Genomic DNA, 24,861 nt, shown 5'->3' on the forward strand with positions numbered 1-24,861 from the left:
AAGCAGATCACTGCAAAATTGTTTTAGAGGTGATTACGAAAAATAAAAGAGAATATTTCTTATGTGAAGTGTTCTCTTTTGTTATATGATTTATAGGATTGGAAATATTCAACTTGTATTAAAATAGAACATAGCGGGTATGCAAAGACATCTAGAAGGGAGCATAAGGAGTGAACAAAAAATGGATCCTGCCCATCTGCATTGCGATTGGATGTATTCTATTTTCGTTTCTTATCTTCAAAGATAATATATTCCCTCCTAAACCGAAGAAGTATAATCTCCAAAAACTGCATCCAGAAGTCCAATCTGCTATGGAGCAATGGATGCGAAATGTCGAAAAAAAGGGAATAACGATTAAAATCGTAGAAGGATTTCGTTCTATAGAGGAGCAAAATGAACTTTATGCACAAGGTCGAACCAAACCCGGGCAAAAGGTGACAAATGCTAAAGGTGGACAATCTTATCACAATTATGGCCTAGCGATTGATTTCGCTATCCTCGATAAAGAGCAGTTATCTTGGGATATCAAAAAGGATGGAAATGAAAATGGAGTAGCAGATTGGGATGAAGTAGTTCGAGAAGCAAAGAAACTAGGATTTTCATGGGGTGGAGATTGGAAAGGGTTTAAAGATTATCCCCATTTACAAATGACGTTTGACCAATCCATTGGAGAATTACAAGAAGTATGGGAATGATGATTTCATAGTAGGGGACGTATTGAAATGATACTAGTGAAACAGGTGTCGCCACCAAACAAGACAAGTAAAATGAATGAAAAAGGACGAATAAAATTCATTCGTCCTCATTTTCCCCTATGTTAAATTAAAAATATTATTTTTTAATTACTATGATCGAACGCAAGACCCATTAAAAAACTAAGTAGGATTGCACAAATACTTAGGATAAAACTAATCCTCGCCCATCTATTTTTTCTATCTCGTAGGAAAGCGACTAAACCCACACCAATTAATACAGGACTACAGATTATTGCCGGTATTAGTATATATCCATAATCCTCTGGATCTGAATCGATGAGCATCTGGACTATGAAAGCCACATATACGAGAGTGAGAACAAACGAAATGATTGCTAATATGGTCGAAGCTTTTGACTTGTCTTTTACCCGTTTCCAAATGAGAAAAATGGCTAATATAAGTATTAATAGTATGGATGTGTAGTTCAATCGGTTTCCTTCTCTCCTTTTGGATTTGAAAATTTATTTAATTCTAGTATTAATTCAAGTGGTTTGCATTTTGTTTATGTACAAATATGCAACATGCTTACCAGATCAGCTAAACTTTCTTTTGAAGAAGTGGGGTATTTGTAACAGTAGCACGGATCTGATTGATCATTTTGTATTTTCATATAATAAGATTTAATTTCCAATAAATAACGAAATTGATGTGATAACTAGCACATGGACAAATTACATTCAAACAGAATGGTTAGAAAAAGAGTAATAAAAAGAACAGATATTTACTATCAGATAGATGGAAAAATGGAAGAATAAGTATTCGTCTGTTTTAAGTATTGAACATGATATTAACTAAAATCGAATGCAAGGCCGATTAAAATAGTAAGGAGAATAGAGCAAATACTCAGGGTAAAGCTAATCCTTCCCCATGTGTTTTTCCTATCTCGTAGAAACGCTACTAAACCGACTCCAATGATCACAGGACTACAGAGCATTGCCGCTAATGCAATTAGTCCATAATACTTTGGTTCTGTATGAATGAGAATACCGGTTACATAGGATACAAAAAGAAGAATGAGAACAAATGAAATAATGGCTAATATGGTCGAAGCTTTTGACTTGTCCTTGACCCGTTTCCAAATGAGAACAATGGTTAGTATGAGTATCAATATGATGGATAAGTAATCCAATTGATTCCCTTCTTTCCTTTTGAGGATATTCAAGAATTTAATTCATTCTAGCATTAATTATTTGTTTTATGTAGTAATTTTACAAGATCCGTTCATTTCTTTATTGGAGTTTAGTTGTGTATTTGAGGATAGAGTAAGGTAGGTATAGCAGGATTTCACAACAAGTTTTGATGAGGGAAACGAAAAGTAACAAGTAGTTAAAAGAGGGGATTTACTATCGAATGAGGTGATTTCTGGACGAAAAAAAGGTGGTTAAGCACAGCATAACCTCCTTCATAATGGGTTCTTATATTAAATTGTAAAACCAAAGCGGGACAGGAGGTTAATAACTTGATAAGAAGGATAAACCTGCTTAAATTGTAACCTCCTTGGGAAAAAAGAACGTTTTCATTTAACAAATGGTAGTCGTTTGCTTTTCTCCAGCAATACTCATTGCATGTACAGGAATTTGAAACCACCATGCGCCATCTTTTCTACGGATTGGTTGAAAGCCAGCTTTTTTTAAGGTGCGTGCAACTGTCCAACTGGCCGTATATACGGTGGCAAGGTTTGTGGATTCATCAAACTGGATTACCGTTTCTTTTTCTTGCTCGCTTAGTGACATTATCTTCACTCCTCCATCCGATCTTTCCGATCGTATGTTCTTGTTTTTCACATTCACCATGATAAGCCCATTGACTCCGAATTGCCACCTTCAGAACTAATAAATTCTTAACTGTCTTTTTCGACGAAATGTGACAATATGCCTTCTTTTTTTCGAAAAAAAATTGTCCATTTTACCAGAAAATTTTTGGAGAACCAATTAGCCTAGAAGATCCGCCAATTTTGAAACAAATCGAAAAAAATGAAAATTTTTGATTTAACCGATCGTTCGATTAATTTCCAACTAATTAGACAGATCTCCTACTATCTTGAAAACTATTATACAAAAAACTCAGAAAACAAGCAATAGATAAAGTTTTAGAATTGAATAGTTTTTATTGAGAAAAGACAATCAGGGAATGTTTGTTCCTATTTAGGTTATAGCATATCCCCAAAAAATTGGCAAGCCTAAAATATTATTAAATATTTATGAATTTCGTTTTTCGTTTCTTCCACGCAAAAAAGAAGAAACGAAAAACAACAAGATTTGCACTAAATATTTATATGCAATCGCTTACAAAAAGTTTGAGTAAGTTAGTTAGATTAAGGTTTTTCATGACTCCGTATAAATGAGACAGTAGCAAAAAGAAGAGTATCTTTTTATCGTCATAAAAAGATGTATTTATGTTAGCTTATTTTGACTCATTATACAACGCTTTTAGAGGGCAAAATTTTGTTATTCCTTCAGCAACTTTCATTGCAGACATCATTGCGATCATAAGTGAAAAGGGTGACCAGCATCTTTTGCTCAATCTCCCCGTACTCCAAGCTAAACCAGTTAAGCCACAAGTGATACGTAAAATTGCTTCGATGTTGTTTAAGTTTCGTTTCATGGATTTCATCCTCCCTGATTGGATTGCCTCCTTAGTTTGGACAAAAAGTACAATCGGATATGTAAGTTAACTCTTGGTAAAGCAAAAAAATCTTTAAAGATCCCATTTTGTTTTTCCAACTTTCCTGTGCAATCTTCGACAAACTGTCATATCTTTGATAAAATGATTCGAGCGTAAAACCAGAAACTAAGCATTATAGGGAGAGTTCCCCTTGAAACATTTACATAAACGACTTATTGAGTTGTTATATTTGTCGATCTTACTCTCGCCTTTTTTCCCACCAGTGGTTTTATTGGTAATAGCAATTGTAACCATAACCTTTTATCGAACGCACTGGAGATTGAAGGCTTGGCCAGAAAGTTTTTTTCTTTTTCTAATCGTAATTTCTTGTATTAGTTGGTTAGTGGAACCATCATGGTTTAACGGGATACCCATTGTGGTAGTCGTATCGCTATGCTTTGGGTTGTATTACCTTTTGGCTGTGTGGTTTCGAAATGCCCTTGATTTCCACTGGTTGGACGTACAAAGGCTTTATCTTTCATTTTGGATAGGTGGCATCTATTTAGCGCTTATTTGTCTTATACAGCAAGTAGATTGGCCATGGTTAATCAATTCCCCTATCGGCGCACTTATGCAATTTTATAAAGAATATCGTTTCCAAACGGAGTCTGTTCGTAGTTTTGGTACGGCAGGAAATTCAAATCTTACGGCTGCATTGTTAATTTGTTTGGCACTCATTAGTATATATGCTTCTTCTGTTCTGAAGTTCAAATGGCAAAAAATTGCGAGCTTCGCGATGTTCTTTTTGTTTTGCTATTCGATCTGGCTCACAGGTTCAAGAGGAGCTTGGGTAGGATTAGTTGTTGGTCTTGTAGTGCAAATTTGGATGACTGGTGCAAGAAGATGGACAGTAGGAATCTTTTTGAGTTTGGTTGCGATGGTGACATTTTTTCCGGAATTAATACCAAGACAAGAAACCATCATTAGTACAGTTCGGGAAAGATTGGGAGTTTGGTTAACATCCATTGAAATATTTAAAGAGCACTGGGGATTCGGTGTTTTGCCCCTTCATTTTGGACAAATTTTTGAGCTGAAGACGGGCAAGCCCATTGTTCATGCACACAATATTTTTTTAGGGATTGCTTCGGAATTTGGTGTTTTTGCATTACTTGCATTCCTAGCCCTGATCTTTGTGACGATTCAACGAGCTAGAAGATGGAGAAAAACGGCAAATTTAAAAGAGGAAAAACGATTAGCTGGTATGCTTCTTTCCCAAACAGTTGCTTTGTTAGGACATGGGATGTATGATTACCCGATCCTTTCTCCTCAAGTTGGTGTGTTGTTTTTCCTGAGCATGATTGTCATCCACACGCAATACGAGCGTCGGTGCTTGACGAGACCAGAGTGGAGTGAAGCGAAAGTAATTCCCAAAGTGGTAGATCAAGAGGATAAGCTGGCAGTAACGACAAAATAATTTCACAGGTATAAATCCCCTATTCCCAGAGAATGATGGAAAGAGATTTTTTGGGAAGGGGATTTTTATGCCTAAAAACATGTTCATAATTCTTGTCTTAGTGGTAGCATTGATGAGTACTTTTGGAAACATGAGTTCAGCAGAAAAAGAAACGACTAACTATGTAAAAATACAACCTGGCGATACACTATATCATTTGGCTAAAAAATATAACACGACAGTGGAACAATTAGCTGCAACAAATCATATCGCCAATCCATCGTTGATTCGAGTCGGACAACAAATTCAAATACCCGGTGAAAAATCTGTAGTAAAGGTGAATACAGATGTAGATAAAGAAATATTAGAAGATACTACTGTATTTTCGAGAGGGAAAGAGTTAGGGGATTTTACACTGACAGCCTATACCGCTGGATATGAATCCACAGGTAAGAAACCCAATCATCCTTATTATGGTATTACATCAAGCGGTGCACCAGTTCAGGATGGGGTGACCGTGGCTGTAGATCCAAAAGTCATTCCTATCGGTTCGCGGATTTATATTGAAGGCATTGGCTATCGGATCGCTCAAGATGTAGGAGGAGCGATTAAAGGCAAAAGAATCGATGTTTATATTTCAGACCTACAAACAGCACAAATATTTGGAGTCAAACGTGGGATAAAGGTAGAACTTGTCAACTAGCGGTAAAAAGAGCCACTTTTTAAGTGGTTTTTTTTATGAGAAAGAGATGGTAAGCTAATACTACTAGTATGAAATGTGAGGTATGCGAGAATGGCGAAAAAGAAAAAAGCAAGTGAGCCAAGAGTTGCAACAGTAGATGAAATGGGTGTACTAAAGCGTGATCTTGGTAAAATGGTAGGTTGGATTGTTGTTTCCGTAGCGATTGCGGCTGTAGTTGCTGTTGGAGTAGAGGGTTATTTGGTATAGAAAATATACGAGTATTGATAAAGAACTCCTAATTAAGGGGTTCTTTTTTTGGATAAGGTTAATTTTTGTCTATGAAATCTGATTGTAATCTTAATATATTATTTATTCTAAATGATAATGTTATAATTGCAGTATATGTTTATATTTGGAAAGATTGGGTGTAGATGAAAAAAAGTGATCACGTTTACAATGTGAATAAGGGACAAGTAAATATTAACCATGGCTCTGGAACAATAAATGCAAATTACACTATTAACAAACAAAATAAAGACAATGATAAACTGCTCGATTCTTTACAGCATTTACTTCATACTCTGGATCAAGAGAAAGAAGTAGGGTCTATTGTTAAACATAGTATCGAATCGCAAATAGAACCAGTTATGGAAGAAATTCAAAATCAGAACATATCGAAATCTAAACTGCAAAAGTCCAGAGATTTTCTGAGTAATTGTTTACCAGAATTACAAGCTTTTTCTGCTGTGTGTGCAGCAATTAGCGCTACAAAAGATGCTATTGATTTGAAATTGTTAGGGCTTTAAGGAGGATAGGATAAGTGATTTAAGGTTTCCAGAATCGTAGGGGATTCGTTTGGGTAGCAAGTATATAATCATCTTAGAAGTACGGTTTAACCAATGAAATTTAAAACTCTTCAAAAGGTTTTGGAGGTTGTCCCTGCTTCTAGTTTCACAATTACTTTTTGTAGCTGGACAGCTCTGTTTTTCGCTGTCGTTGCTTTTAGAAGAGGCAGCATTACAGCATATTGGCTGCTTTTATCAAGCTGATCGAAAGCTTGCTTGGCCTGTTCATGTTGCCCAAGCATTGCTGCGAGATCCGGTGGGACACTAGCATTTTTTTGCGATTCATAGGCTAATTTCCATCGTCCATCGTTCTGTGCAGTATGAATTTCAGCAAAGCCAGGAGCCTGCATACGTCCAGCTGCAATTAATACCTCTGCTTTCCACACGTTGATAATGGACCAAGGGCTCTTAGGCCGCCTAGGTGAATACCGCTGTAAGTAATGTGTATGGTCATAGGACTTACGAGTACTATCAATCCAGCCGTAACATAGTGCGACATCGAGCGCTTCCGTGATGGTGATAGACACTTTATCTGAATTTTTTTTAGCTATTCTCAACCACACACCATTTTTCTGGTCTAAATGATTCGTCAACCATGATTCCCACTCAACAGCATTAGGAAAATCAAGGAACGCTAGATTATTGGAATTTCCCATTAAGAATCACCATAACTTTCTAGGAAGAATTATAAGATGAGAAGTATTGTAACCGATAAGCAGGTGGATAGCTCCGATCTGAGGGATAGGAGCTTTCAACAATACTTGCAAAAACTTGTGAGAGTCTTGTTCTTTTGGTTTACGCTTTTCTAGATCCGAGAACATCCAAGTAGTGAGCGTTGTACATAATACCTAGAATGTTCCCAAAGGGATCAACGACCGAAGAGGTAATAAACCCTTCGCCACGCTTTGTGGGTACTTCGTATTCTTTTGCGCCCATCGTCAACAGCTTCTCGAAAGTTGCTGTTACGTCGTCAACATGCCAATAAATGATAGCGCCATTTGGGCCAGTAACCGAATCACTAGGTGCATAGCGACTATCAATCAGGCCCAGCTCATGTTGGTAGTCACCGAGGCGAAACTCCGCATATCCTAGGCGTTCAAAATATGGAGCAATCCCCAAAAACTCGGTATACCATTTCTTTGCTGCCTCTAGATCATCTGCCCAAAAACTGACGGTGGTAATTCCTTTCAATACTTGTGTGTTAGTGTTATCCACAATATGTTTCCTCCTTAAGTATCACTTTCATTTTATTATTCTTTGGATAATTACCATTGATCTTTTCATAACGAACCTTCTTTTAAATCATAACAAAACTCCCCTGACACCTACTGGCAGGAGAGCTTTAAACAATTTAAAAGATATACAGTTTTTGATTTGATCTGCATTTTTCTGTTTTTCTATATAAGTTTATATCTTTGCGAGTGGGAAAACCCCTAGATTCAGCTATGGGGAGGAGAGAGTGTGTCAGGCGAGGAAGGGGTGATCTTTCCCTCTCATATAAAATTATCCCATTCCGTACAGTCCTGAATGGGATTTATTTGGATTTATGCTGATTATTTTCCTAACGTTTGATTCAATATGCTTTTTACTGGAACAATCGTCTGATTTGTTTCAATATATTGGATCTTTACCTTTTGGCCAACTTCTAGAAAAACAGCATATGGATTATTATTTACCTCTACAGCAAAAATATGATCTTCGCCTTCTAATAAAAATTGGACTTGTGTACTAGTTTTGTAGACTGCTTTTATTTTACTCCTCTTCTCCGTCATCGTTGCTTTAGATCCTGGTTTGGTGGGATCACTGCCAAGATCAGAAGAGATAGCATACTTATACTGGTTAAAAGCATCTTGTTTGTTATCTCCAAAACCTACTACTTTCTCATCACGAGCATTCACGAGTGCAATCTTACGTAATACATAGTTTTTGTCCAAAAGTGGAATCACCCATGTATACTGACCAAATATATAGTACAGGGCAGGACTAGATCCGTGCCACTCTTTTTCTTTAAACGATTTTTCTGCTACATTCAGCGCTGCGGTTCCGTTTAGTAAACTATTGGCACCTTCATAATATAACAATTTACCTGTTCTTGTGTTTAACATGGAATACCCAACCATCGATCCTGCACCTGATTCTGATCTTGTATGATCGGTTGCCCAATACATGTTGGTATGTTGGTCAAAAACAGCGATCATCTCCTGGTTGGAACCCCATGAGGTAGGAGTATGGACATCCTGTTTTCCAAGGATGGAATTCCAAAATCCGTGTTTTAGGGAACCAAACCATTCATTCCGCTCCAAAGCGATATCAGAAGGAATCACTTGATCCACAAAAGCAGGGACTTGATTCAACGTATACTTTTTCATTTTCCCTGTAACAGGATCAAGCAAGATAGCTCCTTGTACCTCTGTGACATGCCGATATTTTTGGTATCGGCCATAAGTAATCACATACACTGGTTTACCTGCTTCATCTGGTTCAAAGGAAGCTTCTAAGAGCACTAAGGAAGGGTATTTATTGCGAGCTAGGCGAAATGCATTTTCTCCGAAGTAACCACTGGGAACATACTTCATAGGGGATGGAATAAATTTTGCTTCTGCTCGTTGATCTTCCGCATCCATCGTTATATATCCAGGTACTTGTTTCGCGTTACGCCATTTAAAAAATCCTTTGTATTCAATTGGTGCTACCCAAACCAACTTTCCTTTTATTTTCTGTATCGTAATCGTTCCAATGTCATAATACGAATAATCTTTTACTTTTCCTAATATTTTCTCCATTTTGTAATAGGCATACTCCCATGGAACTACTGGAATATGCTGTTCATTGGTAGGTTGGATATTTGTTTTAATCGATATTCCGGCAGCTACTCCATATTTTTCTTTCGAAAGAGTATAAGGATAAAACATTGCTAAATATAGATAAGCAACAAAACCTACACTGCTTACGATCAGAAATGTTATTTGAACTCGGCTAAGTTCACTTTCCTCCCAATAATAATAAACAGCATCAAAGATCCACAGCAAACATACAATCCAGGTAAAATAGGAAAATGACGCACTCCATGTAATATCTGCAAGGTATACATAATAAACCATCCATGCGTAAAACAGACCAAGGACATATCGGATAATTTGAAATATTATCGTCCTAATTGTACGAAAATAAGAAAAGAGCGAAAACCAATTTACAAAAAACAGTGGTAAAAAGATAATCAGCAACCAAGTCATGCTCCATCACCTTCAATGTGATAAATAATTACATACTATATATTAGCATTTTTCTATTCATTTAGAAGTGTTTTTGGATCTCTTTTCAAATACCTTCCTAGACGATACAAACAAAAAATTATCCCATTCAGTAGGTTCTAAATGGGATTTGTACCAATCTTGGAGTGATTTATAATCATTTTCTTTTATGTTCATTCCTATAGAGGTAGTTGATTTTTCTATTTTGAGATGGCTTTTTTTATGCGGAGTACTGCCTCTTCTATTTCATCATATGTGATGACTAGTGGCGGTAAGAGACGCAAAACTTTTTCCCCTGCCGGGAGGGTAACGAGACCTTGATCTAACAATTGCTTGATATGGGGTTGTACAGGCTTGGAAAGCTGGATTCCTACCATGAGACCAATTCCTCTTATTTCTTCTACCTCAGAACACTGTGCCAACTCTTCTTTTAAGCGGTTCATAAGATAATTTCCTTTTGCCTTTACATCTAGAAGCAATTGTGGATTGTTCAGTTCATATAATACTGCCTTTGCAACAGACATGGACAATAAGTTTCCGCCAAAAGTGGTACCATGTGTACCAGGACCTAATATAGATTTTAAATCTTCTTTTGCTACTATTGCTCCTACAGGAAAACCATTGCCCAATCCTTTGGCCAAAGTGATCACATCAGGTTGAATCGAATAATGTTGATGAGCAAATTTTTCCCCAGTTCTTCCGATACCTGTTTGGATTTCGTCGATCATCAGTAAAATATTTTTTTCTTGGCACCATTGAGCCAACTCTTGCACAAATGGCTTAGAAGCGGGGTAGATACCTCCTTCTCCTTGTACAAGCTCTAAAAGAACCGCAGCCGTTTGCGAATTGGTGACTTGTTTTATCGCATGAAGGTCTTGAAAAGGAACATGTACAAATCCTTTGGGAAGTGGATCAAATCCGATTTTTACTTTGTGCTGACCTGTGGCAGTGAGTGTGGCCAATGTTCTTCCGTGAAAAGACCCTTCGGAGCAGATAATCTCTGGATTGGAAACTTCTTTTACTTCTTTTGCCCATTTGCGAGCCAGTTTGATCGCAGCTTCATTTGCCTCTGCTCCACTATTGCAAAAAAATACTGCTTCCAAGCCACTTTGTTCACAGAGTAGATCAGCTACCTCTTGTTGAAGTGGATTTGTAAACAAGTTCGATGTATGCCACAATTCCTCTGCTTGTTTCGTAAGTGCATTTGTAATTTTGGGATGGTTGTGACCGAAATTGGTAACACCGATACCTGAAGAAAAATCAAGATATGTTTTACCTGCGGTATCCCATAAAGTTGCTTTCTCTCCTTTTTGAAAGGCAACTTCTTGTCTTATATAATTAGGAAAGAGTGACATGTCTGGATACCTCCCGAATCAAGCGTGTGCCGGCAAATGTTTGTACGGTATTTGAACATAGGTCGAGCGGGTTGGAGCCGTTTACAATCCATACTTCATCCACTGCATGTAATGCTTCTATGCCCGAGCGAGCTTTGGGAATCATCCCGCCTGTAATCTCTTCAGATTTGATATAATCTTCAATTAATTGGGGAGTTGCTTGTTTTAGCAGTTTTCTTTCTGAACCATCTCCAATACATATTCCATCTACATCACTTACTAAAATCAGCTGAGTTGCATGTATTGCTTGTGCAATAGCAGAGGCAATTTCATCAGCATTGATATTATAATGAGATCCATCTATTCCAACACCTAATGAGGCAATAACGGGTATCCATTCTAGCTGTAAGAAGGTATGGAGTACAGTTGTGTTTATACTTGTTACTTCTCCTGCATATCCTAACTGGGGATCACGTTGTTTTGCCTGTATGAGTTGCAGATCAATACCACTTAATCCAATCGATTGTAAATTAGCAGTGGCAAGCTTGCTTACGATTTGTTTATTTACAGTACCTGCTAGTACCATTTCTGCAATCGTGAGCGTAGTCTCATCCGTTATACGATAACCATTCACGAATGCGGTGTCTTTTCCTGTTTTTTGTGTCCACTCAGAAACCAGATGACCGCCTCCATGTACCAAAATAATAGACTTTCCTTGTTTTTTGAGTTGTGCGCATTGGGTAAAGAAACTTGAATCCAAGTGATGTAAAACACTACCTCCCAATTTGATCACGATCGTATCCATCTTTATCCTCCTCCCTTATGTTCGATAACTGGCATTGATCTTCACATAGTCATAAGTTAGATCACAGCCCCAAGCAGTTGCAAGATGTTCTCCTTGATGAAGATCAACGAAAATATCTACTTTATTCTGTTTTAATACTTCTTTTGCTTTTGTCTCATCAAAATCAACTGGAAGTCCTTTGTTTACTACTAAAATAGGACCTAATTTTATTTCTATTTGGTCTGTGTCAATAAGGGGTTCACCATAACCTGCTGCGCATAAGATACGGCCCCAATTTGCATCTGCACCAAAAACTGCTGATTTGACAAGGTTTGAGCCAACAATTGCTTTTGCTACTTTTCTTGCCATGTCGATATTAGATGCACCAGTAACTTGTACTTCGATTAAACGAGTAGCACCTTCGCCATCATTTGCAATTTTTTTGGCTAATTCCTGACATACAAAAGTAAATCCAGCTTGAAATGCTGCCCAATCGGGATGATTTGGATGGAGAGGAGAATTTTCAGCTAGGCCACTGGCCATTACTGTGACAGTGTCATTTGTACTACAATCGCCATCAACTGTGATCATATTGAATGTTTTATCTGTTGCTTGCCATAGCAAACTCTGTAGATGATAAGGGTGAATTTCTGCATCGGTAGTGATAAAACCCAGCATAGTAGCCATATTGGGATGAATCATGCCTGATCCTTTTGCAACTCCTGCTATCGTGATTTTCTTTCCATCAATGTTCATCGTTACTTGTACTTTTTTGGTTGAAGTATCTGTAGTTAAAATAGATTTGGCAAATGATTCACCGCCTGCTTTGTTTGCTGTGGACAGGACTTGTTCAAGACCAGAGAGTAGTTTCTCCATAGGTAGAAATTGTCCAATAACCCCTGTGGAAGCTAATCCAACTTGATGAACAGGTATCTGAAGCATTTCAGCAGTTTGTTTTACGGTATTTTTCGCATCCTTAATCCCTCGTTCGCCAGTACATGCATTCGCATTACCGCTATTCACAACAATTGCTCTTAGTTTTCCTTCTACACCGATATTTTCTTGAGTTATTTGAAGTGGAGCAGCTTGAAACGCATTGGTTGTGTATACTGCTGCTACTGTAGCTGGAACAGAGCAAATGATAGCCCCTAAATCCAATTTTCGTTTTTTCATACCAGCGTGAATACCTGTTGAAATAAAGCCTTTTGGAGATGTGATACTTGCTTGTTCATTCACTTGAAATAGCGAGACAGGGGTAGTTAGACTCATTTCTAGATCTCTCCTCTTTTTTTAATAAAAATTGCCTGACATTCGTAAGTAAGACATGTACATTTCCTTAAAGTAAAGATTTAGGGGAAAAGTGGTGAGAGTAAAAGTCCAGTAGTTTCTGGTAAACCAAAACGAATGTTAGCATTTTGTATTGCTTGTCCAGCAGCTCCTTTCATCAAATTGTCAATCACAGCTAGTAAAATAATTCGTCCTGTTCGCTCATCAACATGAAAACCAATATCACAATGATTACTACCTTGAACAAATTTGGTCTCAGGCCATGTCTGTCCCTTGATTCGAACAAAGGGAGATTTTCCATAAATGGATTGGTAAAGGTTATATAAATCTACCTTCGTATAATTATTCATATTTTCCGCATAGATGGTTACGAGAATTCCTCTGTTCATTGGGATTAGCTGTGGAATAAAACTCACTTTTATTTCTGTTTGTGCAAAATGACTACTCCATTGCTCGATTTCAGGAATATGTTGGTGTCCATCTACTTTGTAAGGACGAATATTTTCATTTACCTCACTAAATAACAGGCTTGGTTTTGTTCCACGTCCTGCTCCTGTTGTTCCAGACTTTGCGTCGATAATAACGGAAGTAGGGTCTATTATTTTTTCTTGAAGAAGCGGAGCAAGTGAGAGCAAAGCAGCTGTAGGATAACATCCTGGATTAGATATAAGGGATGCTTGTGCAATTTCTTTTTGAAACCATTCACTTAATCCGTAAACTGCTTGCTGGAGATAATTCGTTGGCGGAGCTTGTTTTTGATACCATTTTTCATATGTTTCAGGAACAGTTAAACGAAAATCTCCTGAAAGATCTATCACACATTTCCCTCTTTCAAGAAGAGTGGGAACCCACTTACTACTAACACCAGGAGGAGTAGCAAAAAAGATTATCTCTATTCCATTGGTCATTCGATCCACACTCATCTCTTCTAAAACAAGTGATGAATGGAGGTGTGGATAGATAGAACGGATCGATTCACCAGATTTAGTAGAAGAGAAGACAGCATCTAGCTGAAAGTGTGGGTGCTGCTCAATTAGTCGGATGAGCTCTACTCCCCCATACCCGGAAGCACCTACAACTGCTACTTTCAAAATATTCACTCCTTGTTCATTCGTTTGCATAATTATACATTTATATTAATATTTATTCAATATTTTTTGCATCACATCCTCCTGATTTATTTCAGTGGGTTTTATAAAAGTAAGGTTTATTTGAGGCCGAGAGAGCCTAGCATGTTAAATCGTAAGGATCAAATGTTTTTTATTTCGTCATAAATTTATTTGAATTATCCAAACTATTTCTTGTTGAACCATATCTAATCTAGGAAAGATCAAAAACAAAAGAAAAGAGGAAATAAAAATGAATAAAACCACAAAAACAATGATTGCTACAACCCTAGTCGTAGGTTCATTATTTACTGGTTCTATCAGTATTCCAGCTATTTATGCTGAAAAGGAACCTGAAAGGGTACATGTGGTAAACGATGTAAAGCATGAACAACTGATTAAAAAGATAATGTATTTATCTTCAAAAGGAAAAACGATCAATAGTGAAGAATTCGGCATTGGTTCTCATGAAGTTGATATTCGAAAAAAGTGGGGGGAACCAACCAGTTCGAATGAGTATTTCTTATCGTATGCCGAAAAAAAGCAAACAGAATTTGCTATCGAGAATGGATATGTGAAAAATTGGGTCAATTCATCAGATAAGAGATTAGAGGAAATAACGTATGAGGAAGTCTTAAAAACTGCCGGAAAACCATTAACAAATAAGACAAATGAAGGAAGGCGCTTTGTGACATATCAAACAGGGAAATATAATCTATTGCTGATTTTTGATGGTTATAAAAAAACAGATACCATTACTTGGTTGTTTGTTCGATCTGAAAAATAAATAATTTTATGATATGTTTTTGAAGAAAAAAATACATTTCTTTATTTTTAAGTAATAAAACGAAATGAAACTAGTAAAAAGTGAAATGGTGACAGTGGGATTAGATCCTGCTGTCTCTTTTATTTTAGATAAGTCTTAAGATATTTGATTTTTGTTCTGAATTGAACTAAAAATATAGTATGAATAAAATGAAAACTACTAACAATTTGATATAATATGCTTACTGAGATTTTTTTATTCAAAAAGTAGCATCTATCATTTTGAGAACCAAACGCAACAGAAAGGAAAGTAAAATGTTTAAAATAGTTGTTATTTATAAAAATTTAGAGGATCTAAATGATTTTCGCAAATTTTATTTAGAAGTTATTTTTCCACAAGCGAAGAAAGTGAATGGGATTATTGGCACAAATATAACTCGTGTACAGCAAATAAGCGAATGGGTACATACTGACCTTCATGATCTTCAATATATATTGGAACTCCATTTCGAATCTAGGGATTCGTTAAGTAAAGTAGGGAATACATCAGATGGTCAAGAGCTCCTAGAGTTACTAAAAGGTTTCTCAAACGGTGAATTTTTATATTTCATGGGTAATGAGCAAAGATTTGATAAAAATCATTCAGGACGATTTCTTGATAGACCTATTTGGGAACAGAAAAGCAAGGAAACATCTACTTGAATTATTTGTTGTTTTGTTGGCTAACAAAAAATATGGTTGTAATAGCTTTTCCAAACGTATTTGAAAAGTAACTGGTAATTGGAATACATAAAAATTACATAGATTATGCCAGCCTATTTTATCAAAAAGCAGATAATCAGTTAGATTTACAATGTTCAAATAGAAATGAATCCGCTCTTGAGAAATTCCTTTATAAAGAGATTTAAGAGCATAGAATTGATGGTATGGATGTTTGGTGTAAAGGTTTTGGTATTTTCAATGTAGTGGAGAGAAGGAACAATAATGAATAAAGCCATCGTATTTTTCTATAATATTAAGAATTTTGCGGACTTCGAGAAATTTTATATAGATATATTGTTTCCGAAAGTTCATAGTAGACCTGAAGTTATTTGTACTAATGTAACTACTGTAAATCAAGATGAGACAAATACAACAGATGTCCAAATCATAATTGAAACCGTATTTGAGTCGGAATCTGCTCTCTATAAGGATTTGGCGACACCAGAAAGTAAACAGCTTATGCAAATGATAGTGGAGAGTTCACTTGCCGATTTTTATTTTTATTTAGGGACAGAACAAAGGTTTGATTTTAAGGAAACTGCAATATAAAAAAAGGACAGTGGGATTATTTCCCTGCTGTCACTTTTTGTTGTGTTTGTAATTCGTTTATTTGATCGGGACTGTATAGGACGCTTCGAGGATATGCAATTTCTATATTGTGCTGACGAAGAACCAGAACACTTTCTTTTCGCATTTCTCTTTCCAGACTCCAATATTCGTCAGGATCGCTGAGAGCGGTAATCGTAAATTGGACGCCGGTTTGATCTATATTGGTTACACCGACTAGTTCCGGTTGCTCTACTAAGTGATCTTTAAATCGTACTCCAATATTTGCGATTACTTCTTCTAATGCCTTGGAAACGACATCGAGATTGGATTCATATGGAACGGTAATCGGGACAATAGAACGCATTTTTTCCCGATTGTAGTTGGTGACTTGTGTAATGGTACCATTCGCTAGATAGTGGAGTCGTTGATTATACTCTCGGACTTTGGTTATTCTTAGACCGACTTCTTCTACTGTTCCTCGAATTAAGCCATTAATTTCTACGATGTCACCTACTTCCAATTGCCGTTCGAAAATCAAAAAGAATCCAGTGATAACATCTTTCACTAAACTCTGTGCCCCAAAACCGATTGCTAATCCTAAGATTCCTGCCCCAGCCAGTACAGGACCGAGGTTGATGCCAAATTTGGAAAGCACAGTGAGCAGAGCAATAAAATAAAGTGTGTAATGGACGACTGATTTAATTAGTGTTCGGAGTGTATTTGCTTTATTTGTTTCTACTTTGCTCAACTTAAAAGTGTGGTCGACTATACGGTCGAGAATTCGAACAGCTACATAGGTGAGAACAATAACCAAGACGATTTCTAAGATAGGAAGAAATAGATTTGAAACAGGGTCTTGCACAATGGCTGTAAAAAAGTTTTTTGCATTTTGTACCATGACGTCCATTAAAGACGCTGGAGCTGCTAAAGATATTGTCATGAAATATTCACCTCGGTTAACAGTATAGCTTATTTCATCATATTTTCAGCTCTTTTTTGTGCTTGTTCATCACTTAACCAACCGATGAAAGATCCAACAATATTATAATTTTGATCGAGGTGTGCCACAGCTACAAAGGGAAACTGTTTCTTGTGATAATATCGAACGTCTAACCATTTCACTTCGAAACCATCTTTTTTTGTTAGTACTTGTGGATACCCATAAGAAGTGAAAGAAAGGAAAGAGGCAACAGCATTGCACTCTTTTGACTTCAAAGTCGCTAGATGTGTTTGGTCATTACGAGAAATACTCCCAGTCCAATCTAATTGATGATTTTGTATTTCTCCCATCTGTACCTTGTCTTCCATCTCGACAATCAAGTTCCAATTCTTAAGTCGATATGTGGGAATCACAGTATATTTTCCTGTTTTTCCAGCTTCTTGTTTTGCCCAAATTGTAATACGGTGGTGTTCTATGCTTCTCCAAATCACATATAGCACAATCAGACTATATACGACAGCAAAGATCAAACCGCCATTAGCTCGATAAAAATACCAACTTAAGAAACCAAGAAGATGAAGACCGAAAATAACAGGGTCAAAAATATTGATGATATTCAAAGATATCCAATTTCGTTTAAAAGGGCGAAGTGCTTGTGTACCATAGGTGTTAAAACAATCAATAAAAATATGAATGAAAATAGCAAGACCAGTCCATAGCCAGAGCGTATAAAAAGATTGCACAGGTACAAATAAAGAAATGAATAAGGAAATGATAGTAGGCCATATCAAGATCATGGGAGAAGAATGGGTCCAACCCCTATGATTTCGAACATATGTCGCGTTCCCTTTTATTCGATATAGTGTATCTAGATCAGGAACTTGGGAACCTATAACAGTCCCTAGCAAGGTAGCATAGAGCATATCAGGATGGCTCGTAACAGTCGGGTCTAGATGTGCTAGCCCATACAAGCCAATACCCATTACAAAGTGAGTACCAGTATCCATATTTTCCCCCTTTTCATTATCAAGAAGGGCTCCAGTGATAAAGTATGGTAAGTTTATTTTGCTTTCATGTGGAGATTATGATTGGAGCACAAATGATGTTTGCATAAAAATATAATTTTTCCAACAACTCAGGATTCTATCATAGCATTTCTTGTTATCTTTATCCTATTCGATATCGTTGTGCAAGCTTTTATGTTAAAAAAATAAAGTAAATAATTTCATTTTAAATAGTATGTGCCCAATAAACATGAATATTTCAAGAGATGCTAAGTTTATCTCTTTATTAGTTGTAAAATTTACTGAACAGGTATATACAATTTTATTGGAACAAGCGCAAATAAATCATCAGTATTAACAAGATACTCCCCTCTTGAAGGAACTTCGATATATAATAAGGTGGAGTTTTACAGAAAAGGATGTTCAAAAATATGGAAATCATACAACAAGATATACCATATATACAAGATGCGCTTCTTGAGTGGTATCAAGCCAATAAGCGAGATTTACCATGGAGAAGACAATCTAATGCTTACTATACGTTGGTGTCTGAAATAATGTTACAGCAGACAAAAGTAGCTACAGTTATTCCTTATTATGAGCGATTTATTTCCCGATTTCCTACTGCCCATGATTTAGCAACAGCAAGTGATGATGATGTTGTCAAGCTATGGGAAGGATTGGGATATTATTCAAGAGCTCGCAATTTGCATTCAGCAATTAAAGAAGTTGTCGCTACTTACAACGGTACAATCCCTATGGATAAGGGGGAAATTTCAAAACTAAAAGGCATTGGTCCGTATACGACAGGTGCAGTTTTAAGTATTGCTTATAACCAAAAAGTGCCAGCAGTAGATGGAAACGTAATGCGTGTTTTCTCTCGTATTTTTGCATTGGAGGATGATATCGCTAAAGTCTCAACCAGAAAAAAAATGGAGAGTATAGCTGAAGAAGTTATTCCAGATCATTCACCAGGTGATTTTAATCAAGCGTTGATGGAACTAGGAGCTACCATTTGTACACCCAAATCTCCTCAGTGTTTATTTTGTCCTGTGAAAGATGTTTGTTTGGCTTATGAGAAAGGTCTAGAGAAAGTTTTGCCAATAAAAAAGAAAGCAAAAGCACCTGAAAAAACTGTTATTGTAATGTATGCACTATCTTTTAATGCTCAACTACTGGTACAAAAACGTCCTTCAACAGGTCTTTTGGCCAATATGTGGTCCCTTCCAACAGAAGACAGATTGGAAGAAATGCCTTTTGATAATCAAATAGAAGAATATTGTGAAGTTAATGGATATTCTGCTAAAATTTTTTCAGATATATACCAGTATGAACATATCTTTAGTCATCGTCATTGGAAAATAATGTTAGTCTTCGTAGAACTTGCAAATAAACCTGATTTTACTCCAAAGCGTTCTATTTGGGTGGACAAACATACCATTTCCGATTTCGCCTTTCCTAAGGTATATCTAAAAGCATTAGAGCAGTTAGGATATAGAAATTAAGGGGAGAGAATGGTGGAAAAAAATAATTCAAATGAAGAGGGAGTTACAAATCAAAAAGGAAAAGACAATCAAGAACAGCAATTAGTTTTATTTCGTCCGCAAGTTGAGGAAATGGAAGACGAGAAACATCATCTTTTTTTACTGTGGTTAGGAGACAAAAAAGTTTTACTAACTACACTTATGAGTATGTTTTTTTTGGTAGGAAGTATTTTTGTTCTTTTCTCTTATAAATGGATTGTTGCAAGTAAAGGAGACAAAAGGACAATCTCTCATTTGAAAGTTGATACCTCTCCTGCCCACATCATACTCTACCTAAAGGATAAAAGTTTCTCGCTGGATCTCAAAAAGATTGGGTTTGATGGAAGGGATATATCTACTCTAGATAAATGGGAACTCCGTACATGGTTGGAACAAGTAAAAAAGCGAATAAATATACCAGCTGTAAATGCAGATCAAACTCGAATGGGTGCAAGGATAAAACCTGAAAGAATTGGATCTATCATGGATGAAAAGCAGTTATATAGATGGCTTCGTAATCCGGAAGATATTATCAATAAACCACAACAAATTTTAATGATTACGCAGTTTCCTACTGTTACAAAAGCGATATTACAACAAGTAGGAAAAAAAGAAATCAGTAGTTATACAACATTCTACGATTCGAAAAATATAACACGTACGAACAACATGCGGATTGCTTCTAAATCCATTAATAACCTTATACTGCTCCCAGGTGAATTTTTTTCATTTAACAAAATGGTTGGCGAACGCACGATGAAAAAGGGTTATCGTGTGACTCGTACGATTGTAAAGGGTGAATATAGTGAAGGGATAGGTGGAGGTATATGCCAAGTTTCATCGACTCTTTTTAACAGTGTTGATGAAGCGGGATTGTCTATTATTCGCCGATACTCTATCAATTCCCAAGTAACCTTTGTGCCGAGTGGAAGAGATGCTACAGTATCATGGGGAGGACCTGATTTTCGTTTTAAGAATAATCTGGAATCACCTATATTACTGCGCGTTAAATTACAAAAAGGGAAATTGATTATATCAACGTTTTCTGTTCCTGATGTAAAAATAATTTCTAAAAAGGTAAAAGAAGCACCTTTGAAAATTTCCCATATGGTGGTCAAAGGAAATAAACCTACAAGTAATCTTAATGGCAAAGGGTAACAAAAAAAGCCTACCAGTTATGGTGGCTTTTCTTGTTGTTTAAGGATGACTTCGGTCCTCTCTTTTCATAATCTCATCTACCACTTGATGATGTAAGCTTACACCTTGTTCATTCATTAATGGCGACATCTGAGAAAGCATATAGTGGTGGTAAGATAGTTCATCAATTTCCCAATTTTCAATGGGAATAGCGCTCAATTCTTCCAAATCTCTACCAAAATACATTTAATTCATCACCTCTTTTTACAGTATGTGAGATAATAGGGGTAGACCATACAGGGGAAAATGATAAGTCATAGGTTTAATAATCTGAAAAAACGCAAAAATGGTAATACAAGGGAAGGGAGAGATTTCAATGAGAAGAAAGTTAGAAGCAATAATTGAAAATGAAACATTCTTTTTGTGGAGTCTCCGTACCTCTGCTGCTTTTGTATTCCTGTCCATTTTTCCTATTTTGTTTGTTTTAGTAGATGTACGTCGTGGGACTTTGACAGAAAGATTTACTTATATTTCCCAAAATTATGTACTTGTTTTAATTGCATGGAGTTTGACATTTGCTGCACTCGTTGCGATTTGTTTTGTCTTCACTGTTTTGTTTTTTCATCTGAATCGAACGTACCGGCCAATTTTGCAGTGGGCTTGGTTTATAAGTGTTATGGCTCTTTGTGCCAGTACATTGTACCATTTGATCGAAATATTGATGATGCCTACTTTGATGCAGTGGTTAATGACCATTCCAACTGAATCAGCACATGTTACCTTGACTGCATGGGATAAGTCACTTTCGCATCTAAGTGGTATTTTCATTCCTACTAGCTTGTCGATAGGGGGATTACTATACACTGTAGTTATGTTTCAGACAAAAGAAATTCCTTCTGTGCTGAGTTACTGGTCATTTTTGATTTGGAGTCTAGTGCTTATTGGCAGTTTTTTTGCATCTTTATTAGACGTATTTGTTTTTTTTCTTCTTTCTGCAGCAATCTTACTTTATGTGCCGTGGATTTGGCAGTTGGGGAAAATACGGAAAAATTCTTGACGTGAAACTAAGATAAGTATCATAATATTATTAATATAAATATGCGCATACAAAGATAGAGGCTAGTATGATTTGGATGCTTTGAAAAGAGAGCGAACTCTTGGCTGAAAAGTTTGCCAAAGGACCAATCAGAACCCACCTTTGGAGTATCAGATGAAAGTCTGCGGTATAGTCTGCCGATATCAGACCATGAGATGTCTTATTTTCGGCATAAATTAAGGTGGTAACACGTGAGTAACTCTTTCGTCCTTTGGATGAAAGAGTTTTTTATTTGGAGAGGAGAGTTGAGATTGAAAATAAGTTTTATAGGTGCAGGAGCAATTGCAGAGGCTCTATTGGTAGGTTTGTTATCTAAGCAGCAAGTAAAATCATCGGATGTCTCTTTTATCAATCGAAGTAATATCAACCGATTGCAATATTTAACAGATCATTATCAGTTACCTTCCATTGCTGAGCAAAAGAAAAAAATATTAGATGCAGACATACTAGTATTGGCAGTAAAACCTCAAGTGGCAAATGAAATGTTAGAAGAATGGGGACCAAAATTCACGCCTAAAAACCAAATTATTTCGGTTATTGCGGGGGTTACGACAAGCCATATAGAATCATACCTTCATGAAGAAATTCCAGTGATTCGATCGATGCCAAATACATCGAGTACGATTGGAATGTCAGCGACAGCTATCACCGCTGGGCAATATGCTACGACAGTGAATCTTGAAATCGCAGAGAATATATTTCGCAGTGTTGGTAGTGTTGTGACATTAGAAGAACATTTAATGGATGCTGTGACTGGTTTGTCTGGAAGCGGTCCTGCTTATTTTTATTTGATGGTGGAAGGATTGGAGTTAGCTGCACAAAAAGTTGGTTTGCCTCGTGAAGTTTCACGGCAGTTAATCCTTCAAACTTTGATTGGAGCATCTCATATGCTACTGGAGACAGACAAGAAACCAGAAACACTGAGACAAGAGATCACTTCTGAAGGAGGGACAACTGCAGCAGGGATAAAGGTAATGAACGATTATAAGTTTATCGAGGGTTTAGAAAAAACCATTAAGGCTGCTACAAACCGATCGGTAGAGATGGGTGAAATTGTCTGTTCGAAGAACAAGTATAATATTCAATGAACCTCTCCCTCTTATAGAGGTGGAAGTTTCTTACCACCAGGATAGAAAATACTCCTATGTATATAAGGATTTACCTTATATACTCAACCCTAAGGACTGGAAGTTATCTTCTCCCTTTAGTAAGCAACATACACAAAAGTGTATGGGTCGGAACAGACTATCTACTACTTTTCGCAAAAGCGATCCGTAGATACGTTACATTCATCGTCGTAAATAGGACATATTTACGATCGTGCAGGATTCATTTTACATGGTGACTGCTGATCCTCACCACAATCCCATATGATTCAGTTCTCAAAGTACAGCACATATGTGTGCATGGTTTATTTCTACAAAACTGCTTTCTTTTCTTCTCACAAAAGAAAGTTTGTTCTAAGCATCCCCATTAGGAGATACCGAACAAAACGCCATTTATCTTGCCACCTTAGAGGTGGGAGACTTCTGTGCAATTACGTTAAGTTTTTTGATAAACCTTTAACTCAAAAAAAATTGAGTTGAGGTTTTTTTTGTTTGAAAAAAATAATTCTGATTTTTAGGTTTTAGAAACTTGTGTTATTGGAAATAAAGAGACTAAAGACATAACTAGGGAGAGACAAAAAAGATGATTCCATTTCAAGTGGGTGAGGTAATTGACATAAATAGCTATAAACACGGCGGTGGGTTTCATCGACAGTGGGAAGGTTCTAAGGTGTTATCATCTGATGAAATTTTAATTGTTTCCAACTATCATCCGAAAGTGACCGAGTCTGATGGTAGAATTCATACTTATCCAGGTTTATCCATTGCTCTTTTTTTTCCAGAAGAGTGGTGGAATATCGTAATGATATATCGATATAACAAGCAGCTAGTTTCTTACTATTGCAACATTGCATCGCCGTTTCGTATCGATGAAGAAAATAGTTGTATCAACTATGTTGATTACGATATTGATTTGATCGTTAGACCAAATCGAAGTTATAAAGTTGTGGATGAGCATGAATTTGTGGAAAATAGCCAAAAATATTCTTATCCGAACACCATTTTGAAAAGAGTGGAACTAGCAGTGAAGCAGTTAACAGCATGGGTGAAAAGGGGAAATATTCCTTTCACTAAAGAGTTTGCATCGCACTGGTATCATCAGTATCTTTCCCTTGAATTATCAGAGGTGAATGGAAGATGCAATATGTAATAGCAAAGCGGTCCATCCTTTGGGGATTTGTCTTCCTCTTTGCACTTGTTCTAGCAATTCTGGTTAATCAGTATGTTGTCTCGCTCTCTATTGTTAGTGGTACATCAATGAGACCTACGCTGCATAATGGAGATCGTCTACTTGTTAACAAGTGGGAGTTGTTGTTTGGAAACCCTCACAAGGGAGATGTGATTACATTTGAAGATCCAGAGGAGAAAGGAAGATATCTTGTAAAGCGAGTAGTAGGGGTTCCTGGAGATATCATTGCGGTGAAAAGTGGACAGTTGTATAGAAATGGTCATCTAGCAAAAGAACCCTACATAGATGTTTCCATTGAGGATGGGGATGTTGAACCAACAAAAGTTTTACCAGGTACCGTTTTTGTAATGGGAGACAATCGTCACCGTTATGCAAGTCGTGATAGTCGTTATCAGAGTGTCGGTTTAGTTCCATATGGTTTAATTAGTGGAAAAGTGGAAATAATCTTATGGAGACCATCTCTCTCTGCATTCCTTTAAAAAAATTGGTCAAAAATAAGAAAATCAAGTGAAATTCAAAAAATGTTCACAAAAACCAATTTGCCTATTCCACCAAATAACGGATAATGGTGTAGGTGCAGTGGATGAAAAAACTCAATAATTCAATTACCAGAACAAAATTTTTCCATAAAATATTTCGGCTCACGATATATTTTATGACAAAATAAATAGTAAGGGTAATGGTTAACA

27 protein-coding genes are annotated in these 24,861 nt (G+C 36.6%); 14 read left to right on the forward strand and 13 right to left on the reverse strand.

Features of this window, described 5'->3' with window-relative positions; genetic code table 11:
• The first annotated feature begins 233 nt into the window (after positions 1 to 233).
• A complete protein-coding gene (locus tag A3GQ_RS24950) occupies positions 234 to 695 on the forward strand; it encodes a M15 family metallopeptidase (RefSeq protein ID WP_425423390.1) in 462 nt (153 codons plus the stop codon).
• An 847-nt stretch (positions 696 to 1,542) separates the two neighbouring features.
• On the opposite strand, the gene A3GQ_RS0118730 is transcribed toward A3GQ_RS24950, so the two are convergent.
• The 3 genes from A3GQ_RS0118730 to A3GQ_RS26385 form a co-directional block, all read right to left on the reverse strand.
• Entirely contained in the window at positions 1,543 to 1,884 is a 342-nt protein-coding gene (locus tag A3GQ_RS0118730) for a hypothetical protein (protein WP_028778372.1), read from the reverse strand.
• Positions 1,885 to 2,275: 391 nt separating this feature from the next.
• Positions 2,276 to 2,488 (reverse strand): hypothetical protein, encoded by a 213-nt coding sequence (locus A3GQ_RS0118735; RefSeq protein ID WP_028778373.1) that lies wholly within the window; start codon positions 2,486 to 2,488, stop codon positions 2,276 to 2,278.
• A 670-nt stretch (positions 2,489 to 3,158) separates the two neighbouring features.
• Positions 3,159 to 3,359, reverse strand: a complete 201-nt coding sequence (locus tag A3GQ_RS26385) for a YgaP family membrane protein (protein WP_169818311.1) — start codon at positions 3,357 to 3,359, stop codon at positions 3,159 to 3,161.
• A 211-nt stretch (positions 3,360 to 3,570) separates the two neighbouring features.
• Between A3GQ_RS26385 and A3GQ_RS0118745 the strand changes: the two genes are divergently transcribed.
• The 4 genes from A3GQ_RS0118745 (at position 3,571) to A3GQ_RS0118760 (ending at position 6,300) form a co-directional block, all read left to right on the forward strand.
• Positions 3,571 to 4,833, forward strand: a complete 1,263-nt coding sequence (locus A3GQ_RS0118745) for an O-antigen ligase family protein (RefSeq protein WP_028778375.1) — start codon at positions 3,571 to 3,573, stop codon at positions 4,831 to 4,833.
• 67 nt (positions 4,834 to 4,900) lie between these two features.
• On the forward strand, positions 4,901 to 5,515 hold the full coding sequence (locus tag A3GQ_RS24955) for a 3D domain-containing protein (RefSeq protein WP_051272069.1): 615 nt from the start codon (positions 4,901 to 4,903) through the stop codon (positions 5,513 to 5,515).
• Between the two features lie 90 nt (positions 5,516 to 5,605).
• A complete protein-coding gene (locus A3GQ_RS27340; RefSeq protein ID WP_156877814.1) occupies positions 5,606 to 5,761 on the forward strand; it encodes a hypothetical protein in 156 nt (51 codons plus the stop codon).
• A 164-nt stretch (positions 5,762 to 5,925) separates the two neighbouring features.
• Complete coding sequence (locus tag A3GQ_RS0118760) at positions 5,926 to 6,300, forward strand: hypothetical protein (protein ID WP_028778376.1); 375 nt, start codon at positions 5,926 to 5,928, stop codon at positions 6,298 to 6,300.
• A gap of 110 nt (positions 6,301 to 6,410) precedes the next feature.
• Here A3GQ_RS0118760 and A3GQ_RS0118765 read toward each other — a convergent pair whose 3' ends face one another.
• From A3GQ_RS0118765 to argC, 7 genes are all read right to left on the reverse strand, one after another.
• Positions 6,411 to 6,995, reverse strand: a complete 585-nt coding sequence (locus tag A3GQ_RS0118765; RefSeq protein WP_028778377.1) for a YdeI/OmpD-associated family protein — start codon at positions 6,993 to 6,995, stop codon at positions 6,411 to 6,413.
• A 139-nt stretch (positions 6,996 to 7,134) separates the two neighbouring features.
• The gene (locus A3GQ_RS0118770) at positions 7,135 to 7,554 is read right to left on the reverse strand and encodes a VOC family protein (RefSeq protein ID WP_037465515.1); all 420 of its coding nucleotides are present in this window, start codon (positions 7,552 to 7,554) and stop codon (positions 7,135 to 7,137) included.
• A 338-nt stretch (positions 7,555 to 7,892) separates the two neighbouring features.
• Positions 7,893 to 9,572, reverse strand: a complete 1,680-nt coding sequence (locus tag A3GQ_RS24960) for a hypothetical protein (RefSeq protein WP_051272070.1) — start codon at positions 9,570 to 9,572, stop codon at positions 7,893 to 7,895.
• Between the two features lie 218 nt (positions 9,573 to 9,790).
• Positions 9,791 to 10,945 carry an acetylornithine transaminase gene (locus tag A3GQ_RS0118780; RefSeq protein ID WP_028778379.1) on the reverse strand — a complete coding sequence of 385 codons (1,155 nt, stop codon included), beginning with the start codon at positions 10,943 to 10,945 and terminating at the stop codon, positions 9,791 to 9,793.
• Positions 10,929 to 11,729, reverse strand: coding sequence for an acetylglutamate kinase (gene argB, locus A3GQ_RS0118785; RefSeq protein WP_037465516.1), 801 nt, complete (start codon positions 11,727 to 11,729; stop codon positions 10,929 to 10,931). The genes A3GQ_RS0118780 and argB overlap by 17 nt, the downstream gene beginning before the upstream one ends.
• Before the next feature lie 15 nt (positions 11,730 to 11,744).
• Positions 11,745 to 12,977: a bifunctional glutamate N-acetyltransferase/amino-acid acetyltransferase ArgJ gene (gene argJ, locus A3GQ_RS0118790; protein ID WP_028778381.1), complete on the reverse strand. Its 1,233-nt coding sequence runs from the start codon at positions 12,975 to 12,977 to the stop codon at positions 11,745 to 11,747.
• 80 nt (positions 12,978 to 13,057) lie between these two features.
• Positions 13,058 to 14,086, reverse strand: coding sequence for an N-acetyl-gamma-glutamyl-phosphate reductase (gene argC / locus A3GQ_RS0118795; RefSeq protein ID WP_028778382.1), 1,029 nt, complete (start codon positions 14,084 to 14,086; stop codon positions 13,058 to 13,060).
• A 268-nt stretch (positions 14,087 to 14,354) separates the two neighbouring features.
• Between argC and A3GQ_RS0118800 the strand changes: the two genes are divergently transcribed.
• The 3 genes from A3GQ_RS0118800 to A3GQ_RS0118810 all read left to right on the forward strand — a co-directional run bounded on the left by A3GQ_RS0118800 (position 14,355) and on the right by A3GQ_RS0118810 (position 16,177).
• Complete coding sequence (locus tag A3GQ_RS0118800) at positions 14,355 to 14,888, forward strand: DUF4309 domain-containing protein (RefSeq protein ID WP_028778383.1); 534 nt, start codon at positions 14,355 to 14,357, stop codon at positions 14,886 to 14,888.
• Positions 14,889 to 15,181: 293 nt separating this feature from the next.
• A complete protein-coding gene (locus A3GQ_RS0118805) occupies positions 15,182 to 15,568 on the forward strand; it encodes a hypothetical protein (RefSeq protein ID WP_028778384.1) in 387 nt (128 codons plus the stop codon).
• Between the two features lie 282 nt (positions 15,569 to 15,850).
• Positions 15,851 to 16,177 (forward strand): hypothetical protein, encoded by a 327-nt coding sequence (locus A3GQ_RS0118810; RefSeq protein WP_028778385.1) that lies wholly within the window; start codon positions 15,851 to 15,853, stop codon positions 16,175 to 16,177.
• Positions 16,178 to 16,193: 16 nt separating this feature from the next.
• On the opposite strand, the gene A3GQ_RS0118815 is transcribed toward A3GQ_RS0118810, so the two are convergent.
• Both A3GQ_RS0118815 and A3GQ_RS0118820 read right to left on the reverse strand, forming a co-directional pair.
• Positions 16,194 to 17,117, reverse strand: coding sequence for a mechanosensitive ion channel family protein (locus A3GQ_RS0118815; protein ID WP_051272073.1), 924 nt, complete (start codon positions 17,115 to 17,117; stop codon positions 16,194 to 16,196).
• 29 nt (positions 17,118 to 17,146) lie between these two features.
• Complete coding sequence (locus A3GQ_RS0118820) at positions 17,147 to 18,124, reverse strand: metal-dependent hydrolase (protein WP_028778387.1); 978 nt, start codon at positions 18,122 to 18,124, stop codon at positions 17,147 to 17,149.
• A 428-nt stretch (positions 18,125 to 18,552) separates the two neighbouring features.
• Between A3GQ_RS0118820 and mutY the strand changes: the two genes are divergently transcribed.
• A complete protein-coding gene (gene mutY, locus A3GQ_RS0118825; RefSeq protein WP_028778388.1) occupies positions 18,553 to 19,626 on the forward strand; it encodes an A/G-specific adenine glycosylase in 1,074 nt (357 codons plus the stop codon).
• A gap of 12 nt (positions 19,627 to 19,638) precedes the next feature.
• Positions 19,639 to 20,802, forward strand: a complete 1,164-nt coding sequence (locus A3GQ_RS24965; RefSeq protein WP_169818312.1) for a VanW family protein — start codon at positions 19,639 to 19,641, stop codon at positions 20,800 to 20,802.
• Positions 20,803 to 20,841: 39 nt separating this feature from the next.
• On the opposite strand, the gene A3GQ_RS0118835 is transcribed toward A3GQ_RS24965, so the two are convergent.
• On the reverse strand, positions 20,842 to 21,027 hold the full coding sequence (locus A3GQ_RS0118835; protein WP_028778389.1) for a hypothetical protein: 186 nt from the start codon (positions 21,025 to 21,027) through the stop codon (positions 20,842 to 20,844).
• A 130-nt stretch (positions 21,028 to 21,157) separates the two neighbouring features.
• Between A3GQ_RS0118835 and A3GQ_RS0118840 the strand changes: the two genes are divergently transcribed.
• The 4 genes from A3GQ_RS0118840 (at position 21,158) to lepB (ending at position 24,651) form a co-directional block, all read left to right on the forward strand.
• The gene (locus A3GQ_RS0118840) at positions 21,158 to 21,838 is read left to right on the forward strand and encodes a hypothetical protein (protein ID WP_028778390.1); all 681 of its coding nucleotides are present in this window, start codon (positions 21,158 to 21,160) and stop codon (positions 21,836 to 21,838) included.
• Between the two features lie 290 nt (positions 21,839 to 22,128).
• Positions 22,129 to 22,965, forward strand: coding sequence for a pyrroline-5-carboxylate reductase (proC, locus tag A3GQ_RS0118845; protein ID WP_028778391.1), 837 nt, complete (start codon positions 22,129 to 22,131; stop codon positions 22,963 to 22,965).
• Between the two features lie 601 nt (positions 22,966 to 23,566).
• Positions 23,567 to 24,133: a DUF402 domain-containing protein gene (locus A3GQ_RS24970; RefSeq protein ID WP_051272082.1), complete on the forward strand. Its 567-nt coding sequence runs from the start codon at positions 23,567 to 23,569 to the stop codon at positions 24,131 to 24,133.
• The gene (gene lepB / locus A3GQ_RS24975; RefSeq protein WP_051272085.1) at positions 24,121 to 24,651 is read left to right on the forward strand and encodes a signal peptidase I; all 531 of its coding nucleotides are present in this window, start codon (positions 24,121 to 24,123) and stop codon (positions 24,649 to 24,651) included. Before A3GQ_RS24970 ends, lepB begins: the two co-directional genes overlap by 13 nt.
• Positions 24,652 to 24,861: the final 210 nt, after the last annotated feature.

The organism is Shimazuella kribbensis DSM 45090 (assembly GCF_000428065.1).
Lineage (GTDB): Bacteria > Bacillota > Bacilli > Thermoactinomycetales > Thermoactinomycetaceae > Shimazuella > Shimazuella kribbensis.